Source organism: Methanospirillum hungatei JF-1 (assembly GCF_000013445.1).
In the GTDB taxonomy this organism is placed as follows: Archaea; Halobacteriota; Methanomicrobia; order Methanomicrobiales; family Methanospirillaceae; genus Methanospirillum; species Methanospirillum hungatei.
Window position 1 is genome coordinate 528,484 of record NC_007796.1, and the last position, 18,966, is coordinate 547,449.

The following is an 18,966-nucleotide window of genomic DNA, read 5'->3' on the forward strand; positions in this document are numbered from 1 at the left end:
TTGAAACAGTGGACGATTGTAAGGTAGATGAGGTCCGTGCCCTTTTTCATGCAGGTGACTGGTGGGAAGATGAATGGGATGATTCCATCCTCTGTGAAATTGTCAGATCCAGTTATGCATTTGTCGCCGCAATCGGTCCGGATAACCGGTGGATTGGGATGGGCCGGATCATCTCAGACGGGGTTTCAGATGCATACCTGCAGGATATTGTGGTCCTTCCTGAATGGCGGGATAAAGGGGTAGGAACGGCGATTGTAAAGAAACTCATGACCATCTGCATGCATGCCGGCATCGGATGGATTGGGATTATCGCAGCCCCGGAGACTGAATACTTTTACCGCCGGTTCGGATTTGCAAAGATGAACGGGTATACGCCGATGAGATATGAAGGGCCGATCCCTGCCAGAGAATAATCCATCCTGTTTTCTCTGAACATGGCTGATGTGAAACGCCCGCTTATCACCGATGAAGGAATCCTGGTTTCTGCAGTATGTCCGGTCATTATCTCTGCCAGCAGAGCAACAGACCTTCCTGCATATTACGCTGACTGGTTCATCCACCGGCTAAAAAAGGGGTATGTCCGCTGGATCAACAGTTTTAATCCCCATCTCCCGTACTACGTGTCATTTGAGGATACCCGGGCGATCGTATTCTGGAGTAAAAATCCCCTGCCAATGTTCCCGCACCTTGACTATCTGGATAGCCTGGCTCTTGTATACTACTTTCAGGTTACCCTCACCGATTACGGGTCGGAAGGTCTTGAACCGGGTGTTCCTCCCCTTGATGAACGGATATCCACATTCATCCGGTTATCTGAACGAGTTGGCCGGGATCGGGTGATATGGCGGTTTGACCCGGTACTCCTTACCCGGACCCTTGACATAGATACCATCCTTTCCAGAATCACGTATATCGGGGACCGGATTGCACCATATACCAAAAAATTCGTCTTCAGTTTTGTAGATACGTCCTATTCAAAAGTGAAAAAGCAGGCCGGTATCTGGCATTTCAGGAATCCAGATTCTGTAGAGAAACAACAATTTATCGAGGGGATTGTCGGGATGAACCGGTCCTGGGGAATCTCTCTTGCATCTTGTGCTGATGAGGCCGGATATGGTCCGGAGATCGAACATAACAAATGTGTTGATGATGCCCTGCTCCGACTGATTGGTCAGCATGATCCTGCCCTTCTTCGATACCTTGATACTCATCCGGGTAAGGATCCCGGTCAGCGTCCTGCCTGTACATGTATTAAAAGTAAGGACATCGGGCAGTATGATACCTGTCTGCATGGGTGTGTATACTGTTACGCAACCGATCATGCAAAAGCACACGTGAATTATGAGAAGCATCAATCGAGTCCGGAGGCTGAAACCATAACCGGTGATGCCTTCGGTCAGCAGAGGAGAACAGACCGGGATATTCAGTCGTATTTATTATAATTACACATTCCGTCAACATGAAAGAATAGTCAAGATCTCGGGGAGAGAGTACCATGAAATGCATGTACTGCAAAAAGGGTAATCTTAAAAATGACTTTATTACAAAATCGTATGAAAAGGAAGGAGTTGTGACAGTAATTTCTGGAGTACCCGTCCTTATCTGTGACACCTGTGGTCAGGAGTTTCTTGAAGGAAAAACCGTGAAAACTTTGAAAATAATCAGGAATGGGAAAAAACCTTTGGGATGTAAGAATAAATTATGGATTATTCATTATGAAATGTGAAATATGTGGTGAGGAGATATCCGGCGGGTCTGCATTTACCTGTAATTATTGTGGAGGGGTTTACTGCCCGAAACACCGGCTGCCCTTTAATCATGCCTGCAAAAATCTTGCCGAATGGAAAAAATCCGGATTGCCGGGTAAGAAAGGCACCAGAAGAACCGGAACGGGTAAGGCTTCAGCAATGATCCCGTTTTATCAGAAGAAAGAGGTTCTTATTGGCGGGATAATCATTGCAGCCCTTGTTATTGTAATTATGCTAATATTCCTAAAAATTTAGTATAAATTTATCTAGTATAAATAATTTAAGGTTAATATATTATATTAATGAATGTAATTTCCATATTTCTTTCTTAATTTTTCTGATAATTTTTGATGTTCAAGAATATCTTCCTGAGTTATCTTGTGTATTCCCACAACCCGCACTGCATCCTTTGGAGAAGTATATTTTGTTTCCCAAATTTTTTTTGTTATCATAATACGCCCCCTTAAAGAGGCCGTTGCATAACTTTTAACTGTTAGTACAATGAGACAAAAACCAGAAATTTCATTAGCAATTTTGGTTCCAATCGAAGGGAAATTGCCGTCTTACGGAAACGACATTTTTGTTATGCAATATCTACCTTAATCTGCTCTAAAATTCGTCACAAAAAAATCGAAATTTATTTGTTTTCTTCAACCACAATCAAAATATGACCTAATTCGTAGTTCCGGTTGGTGGTGGAATTCCTTCACCAGTCCATTCAGATAATTTCCGAAATTTTGCTTGTTGTTCATCTTTCCTCGTTATACATTGGTTATAATCACTTTCATCTCCCTTGACCAGGTTAAATTTTTTTACACCACTCACCGTTTTCCCTGCATAAGTGGTTCCATCATATGTAGTATAGTAATCCATCATATCATTAAGATGGCTTTCAGCCCATACGGAATATTCACCAAGATTATAAACAAAATCACAATCACTAAATAAAGCTCCGGTATTCCATCCATCCGTTTTTGATGGATTTGAATGATCAGTGCCAACTCCTACCCAATACCATTTTTTATCGCCATCCGTCTCATCCACGGGGAGATTATGTAAAGAGAGTGATGCAGTATCAAGGCCGGAAACCTCACCCCGAAAAATTGAATTCCGAGGCCCTTCAATCATTAGGTTAATTGGTGCTTCATCATCTGTATAGCCATTTCGATTGAAAACAGCCCCTAAATTTGTATTGATAATGAAATTAACGATATGACCTCGGGGTATTGGTTCATCAGTTATTATCCGCTTCGTTGTCGTATCATAAACCTTTAGGGCTAGATAGGGTTCCCTTACTTTAAATGCAAGTTCTCCTTTTTGTGATCCATCCCAGAGAAAGAAGTCACCTGCATGCCCAATAAACAAATCTGGAGAAACAAAGAAATTTTCGGGTTCAGGAATATCAAGGATATGGTCTGGTTCCCTGTTTTTATCACAATAACCTGAACTGAAATAACCTGTTGGGGGCGGTATATCATTCGAACTTACATCATTATTTGTATCCTCCCTGAAAAATGAGGAGTCTACCTCGGTACATGGAGCATACCAGGCGATTTGGGTGGGAATATTAGTAATATCTGTTAGATCAAGGCCATTCTCCCCGAGAAATACAATATCTCCCGGAGATATTTTGTTCAAATTTGCTGAAACGGGGCATAAATTCAAAACAAGAAGTAAAATTCCAGCAAGAATCAACCAATAATAATTTTTTATGTCTAATTTATATTATGTAAACCAAGTTTAAAGATATGTCGAATTATTATTCCCTCCATAGAAATTGATATCGTTGTTTTGAGAAATGGTTGAATAATGAAATCCAATTGTAACAAAAGCAATTTTTCTTATCTTCACACAGTTGCTACCATTTAGAAAAAGTATTCAGTTTTGGTAAATATCCCGCTAATCAGAAAAAGTCATTCCTTAAAAGGGGTAATATTGACTGGATTAATATTGGAAAATGGAGAGACTATCTACTAAAACTGATGATTAATTCACAATCCGCATGATATCTTAAGTGTTTTCTCATAGATCATTTGTGAAACACGAAAGGAGATTCTTTGAACATTCTCTAAAATTCAAATTTAATCTCAACGAAGTGTGTTTATCTATCCGTCCTGTGTTTATCTGTTATCCCTATTTAACCTGACAAAACGTTATTTTGGTCATTGATAATAGGTGGGTAAAACCGATCAGATAGACCATTCCCAATCGAGATCACATACTCTCTCCCATACGGCCCGTCTTCGATCCCTTCAACCAGATCCCAAATCCTGCTGTCCTCCCCGCCCCTGACAAGGGCGATACCCAGAACAACCGCTGCAACAGTATCAGTATCTCCCCCAAGCTGTATTGCCTCTTTTAGTAGCCTGCAGGGATCATTCCCATATTTGGCCAGAAGAAAGATCACGACTCCAAGAAATATGCGTGATTCGGTATAGGGAACCCCGTATGGTGCGTACTCACCAAGGAGAATCTCCCGGTCAGGGATGACAAGTCCTGAACATCGGTCACACCAGAATATGATATCCGGGCTCATCTCACGCACCTCTTCACGGATAACAGCCCAAAGTTCTGAAAAGAGTGTTTCATGGTATATTCGTTCATGGGCAAACAGAGCGATAGCCACGGTTGCAGCAATAGCATCGGGATGACCATGGGTGATTGACGCACTCAGCACAGCCGATTTGATAACCGTCTTCCGGTCAGGGAAAAACCCAAGTGGTGGGGCTCGCATAGCAGCACCATCCGTTTTCCGCTCACTCCTTTCATGATCAGAGATACTTTTGAGGAATGACTGAGGGTCTGGTGAAAGAAGCATCCGGAGAGTCTGTCTTGAATACCCTTGCCGTGGATCTCGTACATAAGCGGTGAGAAAAGATTTTGCAAGATTAAATGGAGTTATCTCATCTCCGAATGCCATAATTTCTGCTATTGCCAGGGCCTGCTGGGTATCATCGGTGTATCGGCCCGGTATAATACCCTCAGCCTCTAATTTTTTCGTTGCATCCTGAAATGAGAGATTTTCAAATGAAGCTCCGCAGGCATCACCAAGGGCAATCCCAAGGAGCATCCGTGCTCCGGGAGAATAATATTCGGTCAAAAAAATCAGGGGATTTTAGCGCACTTCAGGCACTCGTGGTATCCCTTTTCCTTGATAAGTTTAAGAATCTCCCGGGGATTGCCATGGCACTTAAACTCACCGTTAATCATGACATGCCCTTTATCCACATCAAGGTAATCAAGAATATACCCGGTGTGGGTGATGACAAGACCACTGTTCTTCCGGTTTACAAACCGCTGGTTCTTCTGAAGCAACCGGGCGATGGACTCTCCCATGAGGTGAATATTTTCAAGATCAACTCCGCTCTCCGGTTCATCAAGCATGATAAAATGGGGATCCTGGATCATCATCTGTAATATTTCGCTTCGCTTGATCTCACCACCTGAAAATCCGAGGTTGATATCCCTGCCCATAAACTCCTCCATGTTCATCCTTGAAACCGCTTCAGATACATCCTCCGGCTTTTTATTCGGGCTTATGACATTCAGCATCTTGCCAAGTTTCAGACCAGGGATAGAAGGAGGACGCTGGAACATGATACCCATTCCAAGTCGTGCCCTCTCATGGATTGGCAAATGCGTTACATCGACCCCGTTAAATGTAATGGACCCCTTTGTAATAGTATATGCATCAATACCCATGATGCACATGAGTAAGGTTGATTTCCCGGACCCGTTCGGGCCCATCAGAACATGAGTCTCACCCGGTTCGATGTGAAGGGTGATTCCATGCAAAATCTCCTTTCCACCAATCTCTGCATGAAGATCTTCTATGTGAAGCATATTGTACTGTACCTTTTTGATTTATTGCGCCTGAATTCCTTTTCGGAATGGTTTAAAGGATCCGCTTCCCTGCTTCAGCTCCCGGCATACACTCATACACTTCGGTGATTTTCAATATGAGAAGTGATTTTGCCGGCAGGTTCGGTTTCTTCTCATGGATCATAGCTTTCATTTTCGCATGTTCCTCACCACTGGTCTTCACCGTGACATCAGCTTTTATCTGGTAACATCCCTTTGCGCCGGCACCATATACATATAATGCAGCTTTTGGATTTTCGAGAACATTTGCAAGAGTTTTCTGCATGAAATTATCTCCTATCCAGATCGTCTCATCATCAACTAAAAATACTGAAGCCATGGGTGCAACATTCGGAATTCCCGACTTTGATGCCGTTGCGAGAGGAAACACTTTAATAGCTTCCAAGGCAGTCTTTATCTCAGGAGTCAGTGCAGTCATGGTACTTGAGTTTCTCTGGTATCATAAAAAGGTTCGGGTTTTATGTCTCGTTGCTCATCGCTGCAGGGAAGATAACCCTGACCACCGCACCACCATCATTGGCAAGGGTCATGGTCCCGGATAGTTCCAGTGCAAGGTTTTCGATGATAGTAAATCCGGAGGTTGCGCTTCCGGTTCGGATAATTGACTCTGGAAAGCCCCTGCCGCTGTCCTGAACCTGATAGATATACCAGTCTTCTTCACGCCGCAAAGAGAGCTCAATCCGCCCTGGTTGGCCGGGGGTGAAAGCATGACGTATCGCGTTCAGGATAACCTCCCCCGTGATAATTCCCAGAATGGCAGCATGTTTCTCACCAATGGCATCGTCAATAGCACAGGAGATGACAATCTCAATGTCTTGCATCTCCTCAGCGAAATCTTCTGTAATACACCCGATGATAAGCCGGATATATTTACAGAGATGAACTCCGGCTCCCCTTCCCCCGCCCGCTTCGTAGAGCTGCAGGATAGCTTCAAGGAGGATCTTGCCATACCGCATATCATGTTCAGGTTCAGCGGCTATGGACAGGAATTTCTGGCTGAGGACATTTCTGACGATCTGCAGGAGGGTAATATAGGTGTGCCGGACCTCTCTTGATTCAGAACCGGTTTCGGTACCTGGTTCAGCATCATCCCGTGACTCCGGACTGATGGTCCAGATGATAAGGTCCCGATCACCGCTCTGAATTTCCCTGGCAACTATCCTGACCTGTTGCCATCCCGCCCTGGTATCAGGCAGGTCGACCTGGTCTGCGATGGAGAGGCCTTCCCTGATCTGTTCGATGACATCCCTGCTGATGAGACCGCTCTCACGAAGATCTACTCCGGTCTGTCCGAGAGGTGAGTATGATGAGGCATAGGCCAATGCAGCATGGTTCATCTCCTGGATTCGGAGATCGGACGCGGTGGTGATAATTGCGGGGACCGGGTTTCGTGAGAAGAGATCATGGTACAGGCTGTCCCGGCTGAGAGAGATATCCTGCAGTTCATCAGTCCGTGACGCACTCAGGATCATGCCTGCCATACCAGAGGGTTTGAATAGTCTGACAAGGATAGAACGGATCTGACCATCCGGAAGGTTTACATGAAACCGGGCACTACTCCCCCCACCCGCGAGAACCTGGGTTTTAAACTCATCAAAACGCTTATGTTCCTCTGCAGGGAGGAGATGGGTAAAAAGAAGACCGGTGACCGCCCCCTGATCATACCCCATGATATGAGAGACTGACGGGGTTACATATGATATCTGTCCATCAGGACTGAGTAACGCGATGAGTTCCTCGGTATGCGAGAGAAGCTGCAGGTATGTCTCCGGAGATAAGAGGCCGTTTGTGGTGTCTGGAACCGCTTGACTGAGTATTCTGATGATATATCCTTCCAGTCCGGAGAGTGCGAGCGGACCTTTAAAAGATCCGGATCCGATCAGGATTCCCTCTGCGGGGGACCGGTCCTTTACCTGCAGTCTGGTAAAGATAACAAAGGATCTCTTCTCATTCAAACCAGTCTGGATAGTCTTTCTGACCGCATCGCGCTCCTCCGGATGAATGAGATCGGGCAGAGAGATAAGACCGGTGTCCACCAGTTCAGCAGGAGTATACCCGCACACATCCCTCGCCCCCTCGTCTGCATAGGTTATGGACAAAGCAGCGTCAGCCTTTGCCCGAAACATCATCCCCACTATATGTACTTTATTTTCCATGGTCCCCCCGGACAGAACATGTTGATTATCAGATTTCCTGTGATGTATAATAAGAGGCGGGGTATAGTTTTATTGATCCGTGAGGTACACAAAGAAGGATTCATTGGTTGAAACCCGTGTATTTAAAAGATCACTTCCTCCTGTTGCTGCTCCTTTCCCTGACTGTGATGCTGGTCATGGCCGGGGAGTCCATGCTCACTGCCGCTCTGCCGGAGATTGAACATGAATTCTCCGTTCCAGGTATCTATGAGTCATGGATTCTCCCGATTGTCCTGCTCGTCGGAGCGGCAGCTTCACCCTTTGTAGGAACCGCAGGGGATCGGTTCGGCCATAAGCGTCTTCTTATCATCTGTCTTGTGATATACTCTGTCGGTCTTATCAGCGGACTTGTGGCCCCTGATATCTGGGTCCTCCTCTTTGGTCGTGCCATGCAGGGGGCAGGAATAGCTGCCTTTCCCCTGGGGTATGCGATCATCAGGCAACGGCTTTGTGAGACTGGGGCAGATACCGGTATTGGTATTATCAGTGCCATGTATGGTGCGGGAACATTCATCGGGGTGATAACCGGGTCGTTCATAACCGGTCTTTTCTCATGGCGGGTGACCTACATGGTTTTAATCCCGGCTACCTGTATCCTGCTTCTTTGCATCTGGAAGTATATCGGAGATGATGAACCGGTAAACGGGCATGGTTCACTCGATTTTGCAGGATTCTTCTCTCTGCTCCTCTTCCTGCTCCTCTCCCTGGTTTTTTTCTCCCTCCCGACAGAAGACCAGATCGGATTTTTCGGGCTGCTCTTACTTGTGTCTGCCGTCCTCGTATTTGGGCTTTTTATCCGGATCGAGAGGCGGGCGTCTCATCCCCTGGCAGATATTCAACTGATGAAAAGACGCCCGGTTGCGGTGTTCATGGTGATCGGGTTTCTGACCGTATTCACCTTTTTCGTACTGCTTCAGATGATGCCCTATATCATCCGGCTTCCTACCGGACTTGCCCTGTCAGCCGAAATGGTCGGATTAATCCTGATTCCAGGGACATTATGTGATATGGCTGCAGGGCCGCTGACCGGACGGATGATCCCGGTTATCGGGTGCCGGCTTCCCTGCATTACCGGCTCTCTTCTCCTCCTCAGTGCGGGATGTCTGCTCTTTCTCTTTCCGGTAACGCTTCCTGTCCTGGTGATTGCCTGGATGGTCTTCTCATTCGGAATGTCCATGCTCGCTACCGCTGATCTCATCGGAGTGCTGGAGTTTATCGGGGAGGAGCGGACTGCTGAAGCGACCGGAATAATCCAGAGTATGCAGACACTTGGGGGGATGATCGGTCCTATCGTTACAGGAATTATCCTTGCAACCTCCCAGGTTAGCACGATGTATTTGGGAGAGATATGGGAGATCCCTAAAACCGGAACTTATTACCAGGTCTTTCTGGTGGTGATCATCATCAGTTCACTTCTCCTGGTAATCTCCTGGATATATGTGAAGGACAGACGGAAAGAAAGAAATGAACATACTCATCCATCTGTGTGAGAAACCATAGTATGACAAAAACAAATCTTCGTTGTCCCTTTGATAAAGAACCCTGTATAGAGGAACGATGTGCCGTCTGGTCTGAAGTTTTTGCCTGCTGCAGTTTTGCAATGCTTCCGGACCTTCTCAGAAAAAGAGCATCTGACCATGAGAAACCGGTAAGACCCGGAACAGATATATCATCAGGCTCAGGGAAGTACCGGACTCTGCTCTTTGATTAACGGAGCTATGGCATCTCTTCAACTTTTATCATATTTGTCCGACCTTCCTTTCCGGAAAAATTACCCGCGATTATTACCAGCTGATCCTTGGATGTGGCAATACCGGTAACCTTTGCAATTTTTACCGCAGCCCTGAAGAGTTCATCTGCCGACTGGATAGGATCAAAAACGACCGGCTGGATTCCCCACCGGAGGAGAAGTCTTCTGGCAACAGCCGGGTCAGGGGTCAGAGCAAGGACCGGAGATCGTGGTCGGCACCGTGATACACGTTCAGCAGTCAGACCTGATCTTGTAAATGCAACGATTGCAGGACTTTCCAGCTCTTCAGCAATGTAACAGGCCCGGTAACTGATGATACCTTCTACATTCTTCTCATGCCAGTCGGATCGTTCATTGAGGATACGAAGGTAGGGAAGGTGTTGTTCAATCTCGATCGCTATCCGGGCCATCATGACTACTGCCTGACCCGGGTATCTTCCGACAGAGGTCTCGGCGGAGAGCATGGTTGCATCGGTTCCGTCTACGATTGCATTGGCAACATCGGTTACTTCCGCCCGTGTCGGTCTACCCCTGCTCACCATTGATTCCAGCATCTCGGTTGCGGTGATCACCGGGATTCCCTGCTGGCTGCACGTGGTAATAATAAGTTTTTGAATGTACGGGACTTCTTCAAGGGGAAGTTCGACACCAAGATCTCCCCGTGCGACCATAACTGCGTCAGCATGCCGGATGATGTCATCAAGTCCTTCAACCGCCCGCCGACATTCTATCTTTGCAATAAGCGGGATATTTCCCATTCCTTCACGGGTGAGGAGGGTTCGTGCATCCCTGATATCCTCTGCCGACCCGACAAAGGAAAGGGCAATGTAATCAGGCCTGAGTGCTGCTCCCTGCCTGATATAGTCGATAAACCGGGCACCTGCATAGGGAACATCCGGCCTTCTTCCCGGAATCACCACCCCCATCCCCTCCCGGATGGTTCCGCCTGATATGACGGTTGTGAGCATCGGGGGGCCGGGTTTTAAGACCTGTAATGTGACCGCCCCGTCTCCTACCAGAACCACGTCTCCGGGGCAGACTTTTGGGATGCAGTCCGGGGGATGTACGTGAATGGCACCAGACGCATGCTCATGCTCAGCGGCGATGTGAATGGTATCTCCGGGAACCACATCTCTGGGCGGGGAGTGAATCAGAACCCTGAGTTTGGGACCGGGAATGTCAACCAGGATACCTATCTCCCGATTCAGTTCATCTGCCAGTGCTCTGATTTGCTGAACCGTTTCTTCATGCCAGGGTGGTGATCCATGAGAGAGGTTCAGGCGTGCAATATCCATCCCTGAAAGGATCATCTCCCTGATAATCCGAGGATTTGATGATGCTGGTCCTATTGTTGCGATTATTTTAGTTCTTCTCATGGTGCAGGATATGCCGGGATCAGAAGGACTGGCTCGCCTCTTCATGATATGGGAGATGTTGAGTTTTCGAAAGATAAAAGGTAAACTCTGCATGGTATGATCGGGGTGGGCTATAAACCCCTGAAACGATAACAGAATACTGCGATGGATGTTGCAGAACGAGAGGATACGCTTCTATCCTTGATGCGCCAGGCACGGTTGACCGGACAGGGGGGAAGGCCGGAAGATATTGCCGGTCATACCTCTCTCTCTATTGAACAGGTCACGGAGGTACTCACTAAACTTGTCATGAATGGTGAGGTCACCTACCAGAATGACGGGGCGTATCACTTAAGTCCTTCCGGGATTCGGGCTGCAGAGGCGATTATGAGACGGCACCGTGTTCTAGAGACCTTTCTGCAGGAGATGCTCGGAATGGAACATGAACTGGCTCATGCACAGGCCTGTACCATGGAGCACCATACAACAGACGACACCATCAACCGTCTTCGAGGATTTCTCCGGGGTAACCGTGATTGCCCGGTGACTTGTCATGGTCATGTCAGACGATGTTCGTTTAAAAGTCTGGCAGATTGTGCTCATGGCGACGTAGTTAAAATCGATGCCATCCGGGGATGTGGCAGGGGCGGACGACTGGCAGATCTCGGTCTTATTCCGGGAGAAAAGGTGATGGTGAAACAGCGGATGGCAGATACCCTTCTCATCAGGGTGAAGGATTGTGATATCGCGATAAGTCCGGAGATTGCCCGATCAGTTCTGGTTGAGGTGGACCAGTGAAGATTGGGCTTATAGGGAATCCAAACGTTGGTAAATCACTCATATTTTCACATCTGACCGGTATCGGGGTGGAGGTCAGTAATTATCCGGGGACAACGGTTGATATCCTCTCCGGAGTATCCTGTATCAATCGTCTTCCGGTTGAGATAATCGACCTTCCTGGTATCTATTCGCTGGATGGTGAGGGTGATGAGGAACGGCTGGTCAGGGATATGGTCCTCTCCCATAGCTTTGACGTGCTGGTTGTCATCCTTGATGCGGTTCATCTTGAACGAAACCTCTATCTTTTCTTGCAGGTTCTTGAACACCGTATCCCCATGATCGCCGTCCTGAACATGGCGGATGAGGCGGAAAAGCAGGAAATTCAGATCGATACACATGCCCTCTCACAAATTACCGGAGTCCCGGTCCTGCTGACCTCCGCAACACTTGGGAAAAATATCGCAGAGATAATCCCTGTTGCAACGACAAGAGCCTCGGTCGGGACCTATCAGGTGGCATATGACCGACATATTGAGGCTGCGATCAGGACTCTGATGCGGGTATCTGATTCAGGGTCATCACGGGTAGCGTCACTTCTTGCATTACAGGGGATCGGGACTGACCCTTCCCTTCTGGAAGCAGCACGAACCATTGCCGGCGAACTGGAAGAAGAGCACCGGATGCCGGTCTCATCCCTCCTTGCCGGTAACAGACACCATGCAGCGTCAGAGATACACCACCAAGTTGTGTCAAAAGCCTCCGGGAAAGAGATGCGCGGCCTTGACAGCTGGCTGTTGACGCCGTTTCCCGGTGTCCTGATTATGGCCGGGATCCTGCTCTCTATGCTTCTCGCTGTCTTTTTCATCGGATCATTCTTTGAAGAACTCATCGTTGAGGCATGTGATATCTGGGTCCTGGGTCCCCTGGCCGGTGCTTCTCTGGACCCTCTCGTGTATGAACTCATCTTCTCCTTTGTTATCGCCATTCAGGCCGGTCTTGGGATTGCATTCCCTTTTGTTTTCACCTTTTATCTCCTGATGTCAGTTGTGGAAGATACCGGGTACATGAGTCGGATAGCATTTCTTGCAGACCGGATCATGCACCGGTTTGGTTTACATGGCCAGGCAATTATCCCGATGGTGCTGGGGCTTGGATGTAATGTACCGGCTATCATGGCTATCCGGCAGATTGGGACAAAACGTGAGCGACATATTGCTGCATTTCTGATAACCATGGTCCCCTGTTCTGCCCGGACGGTTATCATCGCAGGAATTGTATCGGTCTTTGTGGGGCTTTATGCAGCCCTTTCAATTTACCTGATAATCTTTTCCCTGATTCTGCTATCAGGGCTTTTTCTCTCCAAAATTACACCTGGGACCCAACTGGGGATGGTTCTTGAAGTCCCGCCACTCCGGGTTCCGTCACCTTTAATGGTATTGACACGGGCATGGATTCACATCAGGGAATTTCTCGTTATTGCAATGCCTCTCCTGATTGTGAGCAGTATTTTCCTTGGTCTTCTCGGGTTTTACGGTGTTCTGGATGTCATTGAAACAGCAACAGCCCCGGTTGTTCAGGGTATCCTTGGCCTTCCCCCGTTTGCATCAACTGCCCTCCTCTTTGGTGTTCTGAGAAAAGAGATGGCTTTTGAGACTCTGGTGGTGCTTGCAGGGACTGCAAATCTGACCGAGGTGATGACCCGCATTCAGCTCTATATATTCGCCCTGGTCAGCACCCTCTTTATTCCCTGTGTCTCAACGATTGCGGTTCTCTATCGGGAACAGGGACTGAAGACAGCGATACAGATATCTCTCTATACGGTATTCCTTGGATTTATTGCCGGCACTGTTGTTCACTGGATCAGTACCCTTATCCCCTTGTTTTAAAAACCAGACCGTCCAGGTACAGTATGGATCCCCATCCCCTAATTCTTGGAGGGACAAACCGTTCCACTCCTTCCGTCATTCCGATTTCAAATCCATACTCACTGGTGACCTTTGCGGAGGTCTGTGCTGCCGGGCCTGATGAGATTGAAGAGGCCATACGAATAGCTGAACAGGGAGCAGTTCGGATGGCGGCTCTCCCCGCCCACAAACGGTCTGAACTGCTCTTTCACCTTGTACGACTGATGGAGGAGGAAGCTGATATCCTCACCGATATCATCGTTCGTGAAGGGGGGAAGGTGAGGAAATTTGCCGCAGCTGAAGTTGCCAGGGCAATCGGGACGATCCGGATATCTGCAGAAGAAGCGGTCCGTATCCATGATCAGATGGTTCCGATGGATGGATACCCGGCAGGGGAAGGGAGAATTGCCATGATAATGCGGGTGCCGGTGGGAATTGTATTAGCTATTACTCCGTTCAACCTCCCGCTGAACCAGATATGCCATAAAGCAGGACCTGCCCTTGCAGCCGGAAATTCCTGTATCATTAAACCCCCGTCTGCGACCCCGCTCACCGGATTAAAGTTTGGTGAACTGCTGATTCGTGCCGGGTTTCCTAAAGAGGCCGTCAGTGTCATCCCCTGCAGGTCAGATATTGCTGAAAGGCTGGCAACCGACAAGCGGATCTCATGTTTGAGCTTTACCGGCAGTCCGTCTGTCGGCTGGCATCTTCGATCCATTACTCCTGCACGTCATGTCACGCTGGAACTGGGTGGTAATGCTGCAGTGATTGTGCATGATGATGCGGACCAGACCCTTGCTGCAAGCCGGATCATTGAGGGCGCATATTCCCATACCGGGCAGGTCTGTATTTCAGTCCAGCGGGTTTTTATACAGCGGACTATTGCATATCGCTTCATCTATGAACTGGTATCCCGTTGTAATGCCCTCGTTACCGGTGATCCCGAAGATCCGGCAACAGATGTGGGTCCGATGATAACCCCAGACAAGGCAAAAGAAGCCCTCCAGAGGATTGAAGAGGCGGTCAGCCAGGGGGCACGGGTTTTATGCGGGGGCAGGCTTTCCGGTCACCTTCTGCTTCCAACCATCATTGCAGACACCACACCTGACATGGCCGTGAACTGCGAGGAAGTATTTGCCCCGATTCTCACGGTAACGCCATATGAATCATTTGAAGATGCGATTGCCATGGTAAACGACTCACGGTTCGGCCTTCAGGCAGGAATATTTACGAAAGACCTTGGCCTGGCGATCCATGCTTCAAAGACCATTCAGTGTGGTGCGGTACTGATAAACGACATTCCGACATTCCGGATAGACAGTATGCCCTATGGGGGTGTAAAAGAGTCAGGAATCGGAAGAGAAGGCCCCTATTATGCCATCCGGGAGATGACCGAGGAGCGGCTTGTCATCATCAGATCCTGATATTTTCTTAAGGAGGAACCAGAGAACATAAATTCCAATACTGAGATATTCTGGTATACTATTCACCGGAAAAGGGGTCCGGTGATATCACTTCAGACGGGGTCATTCATGAAAGTCGAGAAGAAGCTGCTGATGATCATAACCTTTCTTGGAGCGCTTGTAGTTCTTCTTCTCATATTTTATCTCATCACCGGGTTTCAGTCCGGAATCAAGGATCTGATCGGTTCGGTATACTTCTCCCTCTGGGTTACTGCCGTGATGGGTCTGTGGCTCTACATTATTGATCCATATCTGAAAGGGAGGCCAAAGAAAAAGGATCAGAAAGGGACGAGATCAGAACCGGTCAAAACCACACCGGTGCAGTCACCACGGTCAAACCTCCCGCTCCGCGACCGAATCCGTGAATATGTTGCCGAACGGAGAAAGGAAGAAGGCTTACCTGTTCCCGAACCACTTCGTCCATCCCGATCCTCAACCTCCTCCGGTGCTGGTTCATCATCCGGTTCTTCCACGGGGTATGTGCCCGTCGCTGCAGGAGCCGCAGTTGCCGGGGCCGGTGCAGCGGTATCGGCAGGGGACAGCGATCTTCCCTTACCTGATGACTTTGATGAGAGCGGGGCCGCAGATCTCTTCGGCGATGAATACCCTGAAGATGAAGAAGGCGAGGCATCACTTCCCGGAATTGAGGATGATGACTTTGGCTCGTTTGATGAACCCGGCGTGGATGAGCAGCCGGTCACCGAATCAGGGGATCTTCCGGATTTCGAAGGGGACCTTGAGCCTGACGTGTCTGATTCAGGATTTGATGATTCAATTGAAGATGATCTCTCCGGCAAGGATGAGGGATCAGAGTCTGAACAGAGCGGTGGGCTATCTGATGAGGGCCTCTCGGACTTTGATATGCCGCTTGATGAATCAATGATGGACGATGATCTTTCAGGTGATGGTGACCTGACCGATATCGAGTTTGAAGATCTTGAACCGGACGAGGTCTGACTTTATTTTATTCACCAGAAACATGTTTTTTCTGGACATGGTACCTTTGTGATCCGATGAATCATACCCTGCCACACTATCAGGATATACCTCTTTTATTGATACTCGTTCTGCTCCTGATTTCTCTTTGTTCTTCCACGAGTGCGGTATCGACCGGTCCGTCTTTGGAAATTACCGGTCTGTCCGGAGAAGAGATTGCCCATCCCGGTTATCCCTATACCGGGACCGTTACCATTGCAAACAGGGGGGATCAGACGAGCGGGATCGCCTCACTCTATGTCTTCTTTCGATCCCCAGGAGATCCGGATCTAAATGCGACCATCTGTGTCATCCCGGTTGATCCCATGCAGCCCGGACAGAGTATAAGTCTCCCCTATATCGGGACGGTTTCTTCAGATCTTTTTCCTGGTGAGTATCAGGTTTATGCGTACATAAAAGCGACCGGGTCCCGGGATCCTGAGAAGACAGGGATACTTGCACGAATCCCCTCCCCTGTCTCCCTGACTTTTCAACCTCTCCCGAACCAGTCAGTGATCAATGACGAAATCATCGCTACCATCCGTGAAAGTACAAATGAGAACCGGATACACGAAGGACTCCGGCCCCTTATCTGGGATGAGGATCTGGCGAGGATTGCTCAAGCATATGCACGTGAATTAGCCCGTGCCGGAAGACTCTCACACACCGACAGAAACGGGGACGGGCCATCTGAACGGGCTTTGGCATTTGGGTATCCGGTGACAAAGGATATCGAAGGGGGGGTGCGGATAGGCGTAGCAGAGAATCTTGCCTATATCGGGACCGGAATAGTCACCGGAGTCGGGTATGTTGATCCCACCAATGGCACTGCAATTGGCACGGCCCTCATGGACGGATGGATGAAGAGTCCTGGCCACCGGAAGAATATCCTTGATCCGCTTGCCGATAGATTTGGTTCAGGTGTTTTCTGGAATGATGAGTATTATTACGCAGTCTCTGAATTCTGGTAACTATAAAACCAACACACATAAGCGGATGAAATCAGAACCTATATAGACTACCTGTACGATGCCTTCATGCCGGATACTATGGAAGATACTACAAAACCAGACAAATCCCACAAATGGGAACTTCTTCTCAAGCCGGGAGTTTGCTGGTTTATCTGGGTGTATGAGGACAGAATTGAGTTCTGTCTCCCCTCCGGAGAGATATCCTCCTCTTCTGAATATATGGATATTGAAGGGAGTTTTCCCCCCGATATCGCATTTCTTCTCCATGAGATCATCCGTGATGCCCAGGAGATGGTCCCGGGTGATGCAAAAAAGATTGTGCTTGCAATCCCCGGAACTGATTCAGGCTGGCCCGGGCATCTCTTCCGCCTCTCATCAGGGCGTTTCTCTCTTGTATGGACAAAGAACGGGAATGGTGGGGCTGAACCTGACTCCTGTGACCTCCTTGATCATATCAGGAGTGAAAAAGCGGTCAGGAAAGCGAACGAGAAACTGAATTATTTCAACGCTATTGTCCGTCATGATATCATGAATCTCATGATGGGGATAAACGGGTATATTGATATCATCGATGAGATCGTGGATGATGATGAGGTCCATCTGCTCATCAGGAAGAGCCGGGATCTTGGTGAACGGATTTTGCGTATTGCTGAGCTGACCCGGACATACCAGGATCTCGGAATCCGCCCCCCCTCCTTCATCGAGGCAGGCCAGGCAGTGCAGAGGATTATCAACCGCCATGAATTCTCAGGAAAAATCGTGTCAGATGTTCAGCTGAATGGCCTCTTCTTATATGTAGACCGAATGTTTGACGTGGTCATCTATGAGATCGTGAGAAACAGCCTTCAGTATGGCGGAGAAGGGGTTACTATAACCGTCTCATTAGACAAGGTGCCTGAAGGTCTGGCGTTGGTATTTGAGGATTCAGGACCAGGTGTTCATCCTGATTTCAAGGAGAGAATATTCTCCCGTACGTATGCAGACCGGAAGGGCTATGGACTGTATCTTGCCTCTGAGATTCTTGATTTAACCGGGATTGGTATCAGGGAGACCGGGATATATGGCAAGGGTGCCAGGTTTGAACTGGTCTTCCCGCCTGATACCTACCGGTTCGGGCCATGAACCTCAGGACCGTATCTGGTGTAAGCCGGTAATGGAGAGCAGGTCTGAAAACCGGTCAATGATGTGGTCTGGGGTACATTCAGGATTATTTTGTGCAAAGTAATCCCCGTATCGTGCATAGATTGTGACAAACCCGAGTTCCTGTCCGGGGATTACCTCTCTTCTGACTGAGTCACCGACCAACCATATGGTCCCTGTTACCGAGAGTTCACGAAGTGCCATCCGGAAAGGGGTATGATCCGGTTTTCTTTTTCCCGAACGGTCAGGAGTGATGAGCACTGGGAAATAGCAGTCGATGTCACATTTTTTCATCCGTTTCCTGGCCTGCTCTGATCCTGCATCGGTGACGATGGCCATTTTAATACCGAGGGATGCGAGGTGCCTGAGTGTATCATGAACCCCGTCATAGGGGTGTATGTGGGCGATCTTTACGTCTTCAAAGAGCCGGGCGGCATGGTCAGCAGATGCCGGGGTGTATACTCCTTTCTCTTTCAGGTAGTCAAAGATGTGGTTTGGATCTTCAAATGAATGTACTGGCCGAAGGAAATATTGAAAGAGTTCTGTTTCATCTCCTGTCCCGATATAGTCCGTGACCGCACGGCAGGCTGCATATTTTGCATCGATGAAGGTACACAGGGTATTATCGAGATCAAAGAGGATTGCATCTGGGATACAGCCGGATGAGGTGTTCATGGGCGTGTACATGTTGCGTTCGGGTACCAAAGTATGTTTGTCCCTGATAGGGGTGCGTAGCTGAGCGATTTTCAGGGCCGGTATCGGTAAAACCATATTCAAGTATCGCTCATATTTTCATTCGCGTA

20 protein-coding genes are annotated in these 18,966 nt (G+C 48.3%); 12 read left to right on the forward strand and 8 right to left on the reverse strand.

Going from position 1 to position 18,966, the window contains the following annotated elements; all coding sequences use genetic code 11:
- Window positions 1-8 precede the first annotated feature (8 nt).
- The 4 genes from MHUN_RS02370 to MHUN_RS02385 all read left to right on the forward strand — a co-directional run bounded on the left by MHUN_RS02370 (window position 9) and on the right by MHUN_RS02385 (window position 2,003).
- On the forward strand, window positions 9-413 hold the full coding sequence (locus MHUN_RS02370) for a GNAT family N-acetyltransferase (protein WP_011447506.1): 405 nt from the start codon (window positions 9-11) through the stop codon (window positions 411-413).
- Window positions 414-434: 21 nt separating this feature from the next.
- Window positions 435-1,442, forward strand: a complete 1,008-nt coding sequence (locus MHUN_RS02375) for a DUF1848 domain-containing protein (RefSeq protein WP_011447507.1) — start codon at window positions 435-437, stop codon at window positions 1,440-1,442.
- A 62-nt stretch (window positions 1,443-1,504) separates the two neighbouring features.
- Entirely contained in the window at window positions 1,505-1,726 is a 222-nt protein-coding gene (locus MHUN_RS19930) for a YgiT-type zinc finger protein (RefSeq protein ID WP_048067217.1), read from the forward strand.
- Window positions 1,716-2,003 (forward strand): AN1-type zinc finger protein, encoded by a 288-nt coding sequence (locus MHUN_RS02385; RefSeq protein ID WP_048067218.1) that lies wholly within the window; start codon window positions 1,716-1,718, stop codon window positions 2,001-2,003. The genes MHUN_RS19930 and MHUN_RS02385 overlap by 11 nt, the downstream gene beginning before the upstream one ends.
- A gap of 44 nt (window positions 2,004-2,047) precedes the next feature.
- Here MHUN_RS02385 and MHUN_RS18885 read toward each other — a convergent pair whose 3' ends face one another.
- From MHUN_RS18885 to MHUN_RS02410, 6 genes are all read right to left on the reverse strand, one after another.
- Window positions 2,048-2,200, reverse strand: a complete 153-nt coding sequence (locus tag MHUN_RS18885) for a hypothetical protein (protein ID WP_158498136.1) — start codon at window positions 2,198-2,200, stop codon at window positions 2,048-2,050.
- Between the two features lie 220 nt (window positions 2,201-2,420).
- The gene (locus tag MHUN_RS02390) at window positions 2,421-3,443 is read right to left on the reverse strand and encodes a DUF3821 domain-containing protein (protein WP_011447509.1); all 1,023 of its coding nucleotides are present in this window, start codon (window positions 3,441-3,443) and stop codon (window positions 2,421-2,423) included.
- A 442-nt stretch (window positions 3,444-3,885) separates the two neighbouring features.
- The gene (locus MHUN_RS02395; protein WP_143709324.1) at window positions 3,886-4,848 is read right to left on the reverse strand and encodes an ADP-ribosylglycohydrolase family protein; all 963 of its coding nucleotides are present in this window, start codon (window positions 4,846-4,848) and stop codon (window positions 3,886-3,888) included.
- A 5-nt stretch (window positions 4,849-4,853) separates the two neighbouring features.
- Window positions 4,854-5,591: an ABC transporter ATP-binding protein gene (locus MHUN_RS02400; protein ID WP_011447511.1), complete on the reverse strand. Its 738-nt coding sequence runs from the start codon at window positions 5,589-5,591 to the stop codon at window positions 4,854-4,856.
- 52 nt (window positions 5,592-5,643) lie between these two features.
- Window positions 5,644-6,048 carry a pyridoxamine 5'-phosphate oxidase family protein gene (locus tag MHUN_RS02405; protein ID WP_011447512.1) on the reverse strand — a complete coding sequence of 135 codons (405 nt, stop codon included), beginning with the start codon at window positions 6,046-6,048 and terminating at the stop codon, window positions 5,644-5,646.
- Between the two features lie 40 nt (window positions 6,049-6,088).
- Window positions 6,089-7,786, reverse strand: coding sequence for a PAS domain S-box protein (locus MHUN_RS02410; protein WP_011447513.1), 1,698 nt, complete (start codon window positions 7,784-7,786; stop codon window positions 6,089-6,091).
- 116 nt (window positions 7,787-7,902) lie between these two features.
- Between MHUN_RS02410 and MHUN_RS02415 the strand changes: the two genes are divergently transcribed.
- On the forward strand, window positions 7,903-9,315 hold the full coding sequence (locus MHUN_RS02415) for an MFS transporter (protein ID WP_143709325.1): 1,413 nt from the start codon (window positions 7,903-7,905) through the stop codon (window positions 9,313-9,315).
- Window positions 9,316-9,326: 11 nt separating this feature from the next.
- A complete protein-coding gene (locus tag MHUN_RS02420; RefSeq protein WP_048067220.1) occupies window positions 9,327-9,536 on the forward strand; it encodes a hypothetical protein in 210 nt (69 codons plus the stop codon).
- Between the two features lie 5 nt (window positions 9,537-9,541).
- On the opposite strand, the gene pyk is transcribed toward MHUN_RS02420, so the two are convergent.
- Window positions 9,542-10,996, reverse strand: a complete 1,455-nt coding sequence (gene pyk / locus MHUN_RS02425; RefSeq protein WP_158498138.1) for a pyruvate kinase — start codon at window positions 10,994-10,996, stop codon at window positions 9,542-9,544.
- 99 nt (window positions 10,997-11,095) lie between these two features.
- Here pyk and MHUN_RS02430 point away from each other — a divergent pair, with 99 nt between their 5' ends.
- The 6 genes from MHUN_RS02430 (at window position 11,096) to MHUN_RS02455 (ending at window position 18,145) form a co-directional block, all read left to right on the forward strand.
- Entirely contained in the window at window positions 11,096-11,728 is a 633-nt protein-coding gene (locus MHUN_RS02430; protein WP_011447516.1) for a metal-dependent transcriptional regulator, read from the forward strand.
- Window positions 11,725-13,596, forward strand: a complete 1,872-nt coding sequence (gene feoB, locus MHUN_RS02435) for a ferrous iron transport protein B (protein WP_011447517.1) — start codon at window positions 11,725-11,727, stop codon at window positions 13,594-13,596. Before MHUN_RS02430 ends, feoB begins: the two co-directional genes overlap by 4 nt.
- A gap of 23 nt (window positions 13,597-13,619) precedes the next feature.
- Window positions 13,620-15,038, forward strand: a complete 1,419-nt coding sequence (locus tag MHUN_RS02440; RefSeq protein ID WP_011447518.1) for an aldehyde dehydrogenase family protein — start codon at window positions 13,620-13,622, stop codon at window positions 15,036-15,038.
- Between the two features lie 108 nt (window positions 15,039-15,146).
- Window positions 15,147-16,034 (forward strand): YrhK family protein, encoded by an 888-nt coding sequence (locus tag MHUN_RS02445; RefSeq protein WP_011447519.1) that lies wholly within the window; start codon window positions 15,147-15,149, stop codon window positions 16,032-16,034.
- Between the two features lie 56 nt (window positions 16,035-16,090).
- The gene (locus MHUN_RS02450) at window positions 16,091-17,023 is read left to right on the forward strand and encodes a CAP domain-containing protein (protein WP_011447520.1); all 933 of its coding nucleotides are present in this window, start codon (window positions 16,091-16,093) and stop codon (window positions 17,021-17,023) included.
- Between the two features lie 78 nt (window positions 17,024-17,101).
- The gene (locus MHUN_RS02455) at window positions 17,102-18,145 is read left to right on the forward strand and encodes a sensor histidine kinase (protein WP_158498139.1); all 1,044 of its coding nucleotides are present in this window, start codon (window positions 17,102-17,104) and stop codon (window positions 18,143-18,145) included.
- A 3-nt stretch (window positions 18,146-18,148) separates the two neighbouring features.
- Here the strand turns inward: MHUN_RS02455 and MHUN_RS02460 are convergent, their stop codons facing one another.
- Window positions 18,149-18,838 carry an HAD family hydrolase gene (locus MHUN_RS02460; protein ID WP_052288800.1) on the reverse strand — a complete coding sequence of 230 codons (690 nt, stop codon included), beginning with the start codon at window positions 18,836-18,838 and terminating at the stop codon, window positions 18,149-18,151.
- Window positions 18,839-18,966: the final 128 nt, after the last annotated feature.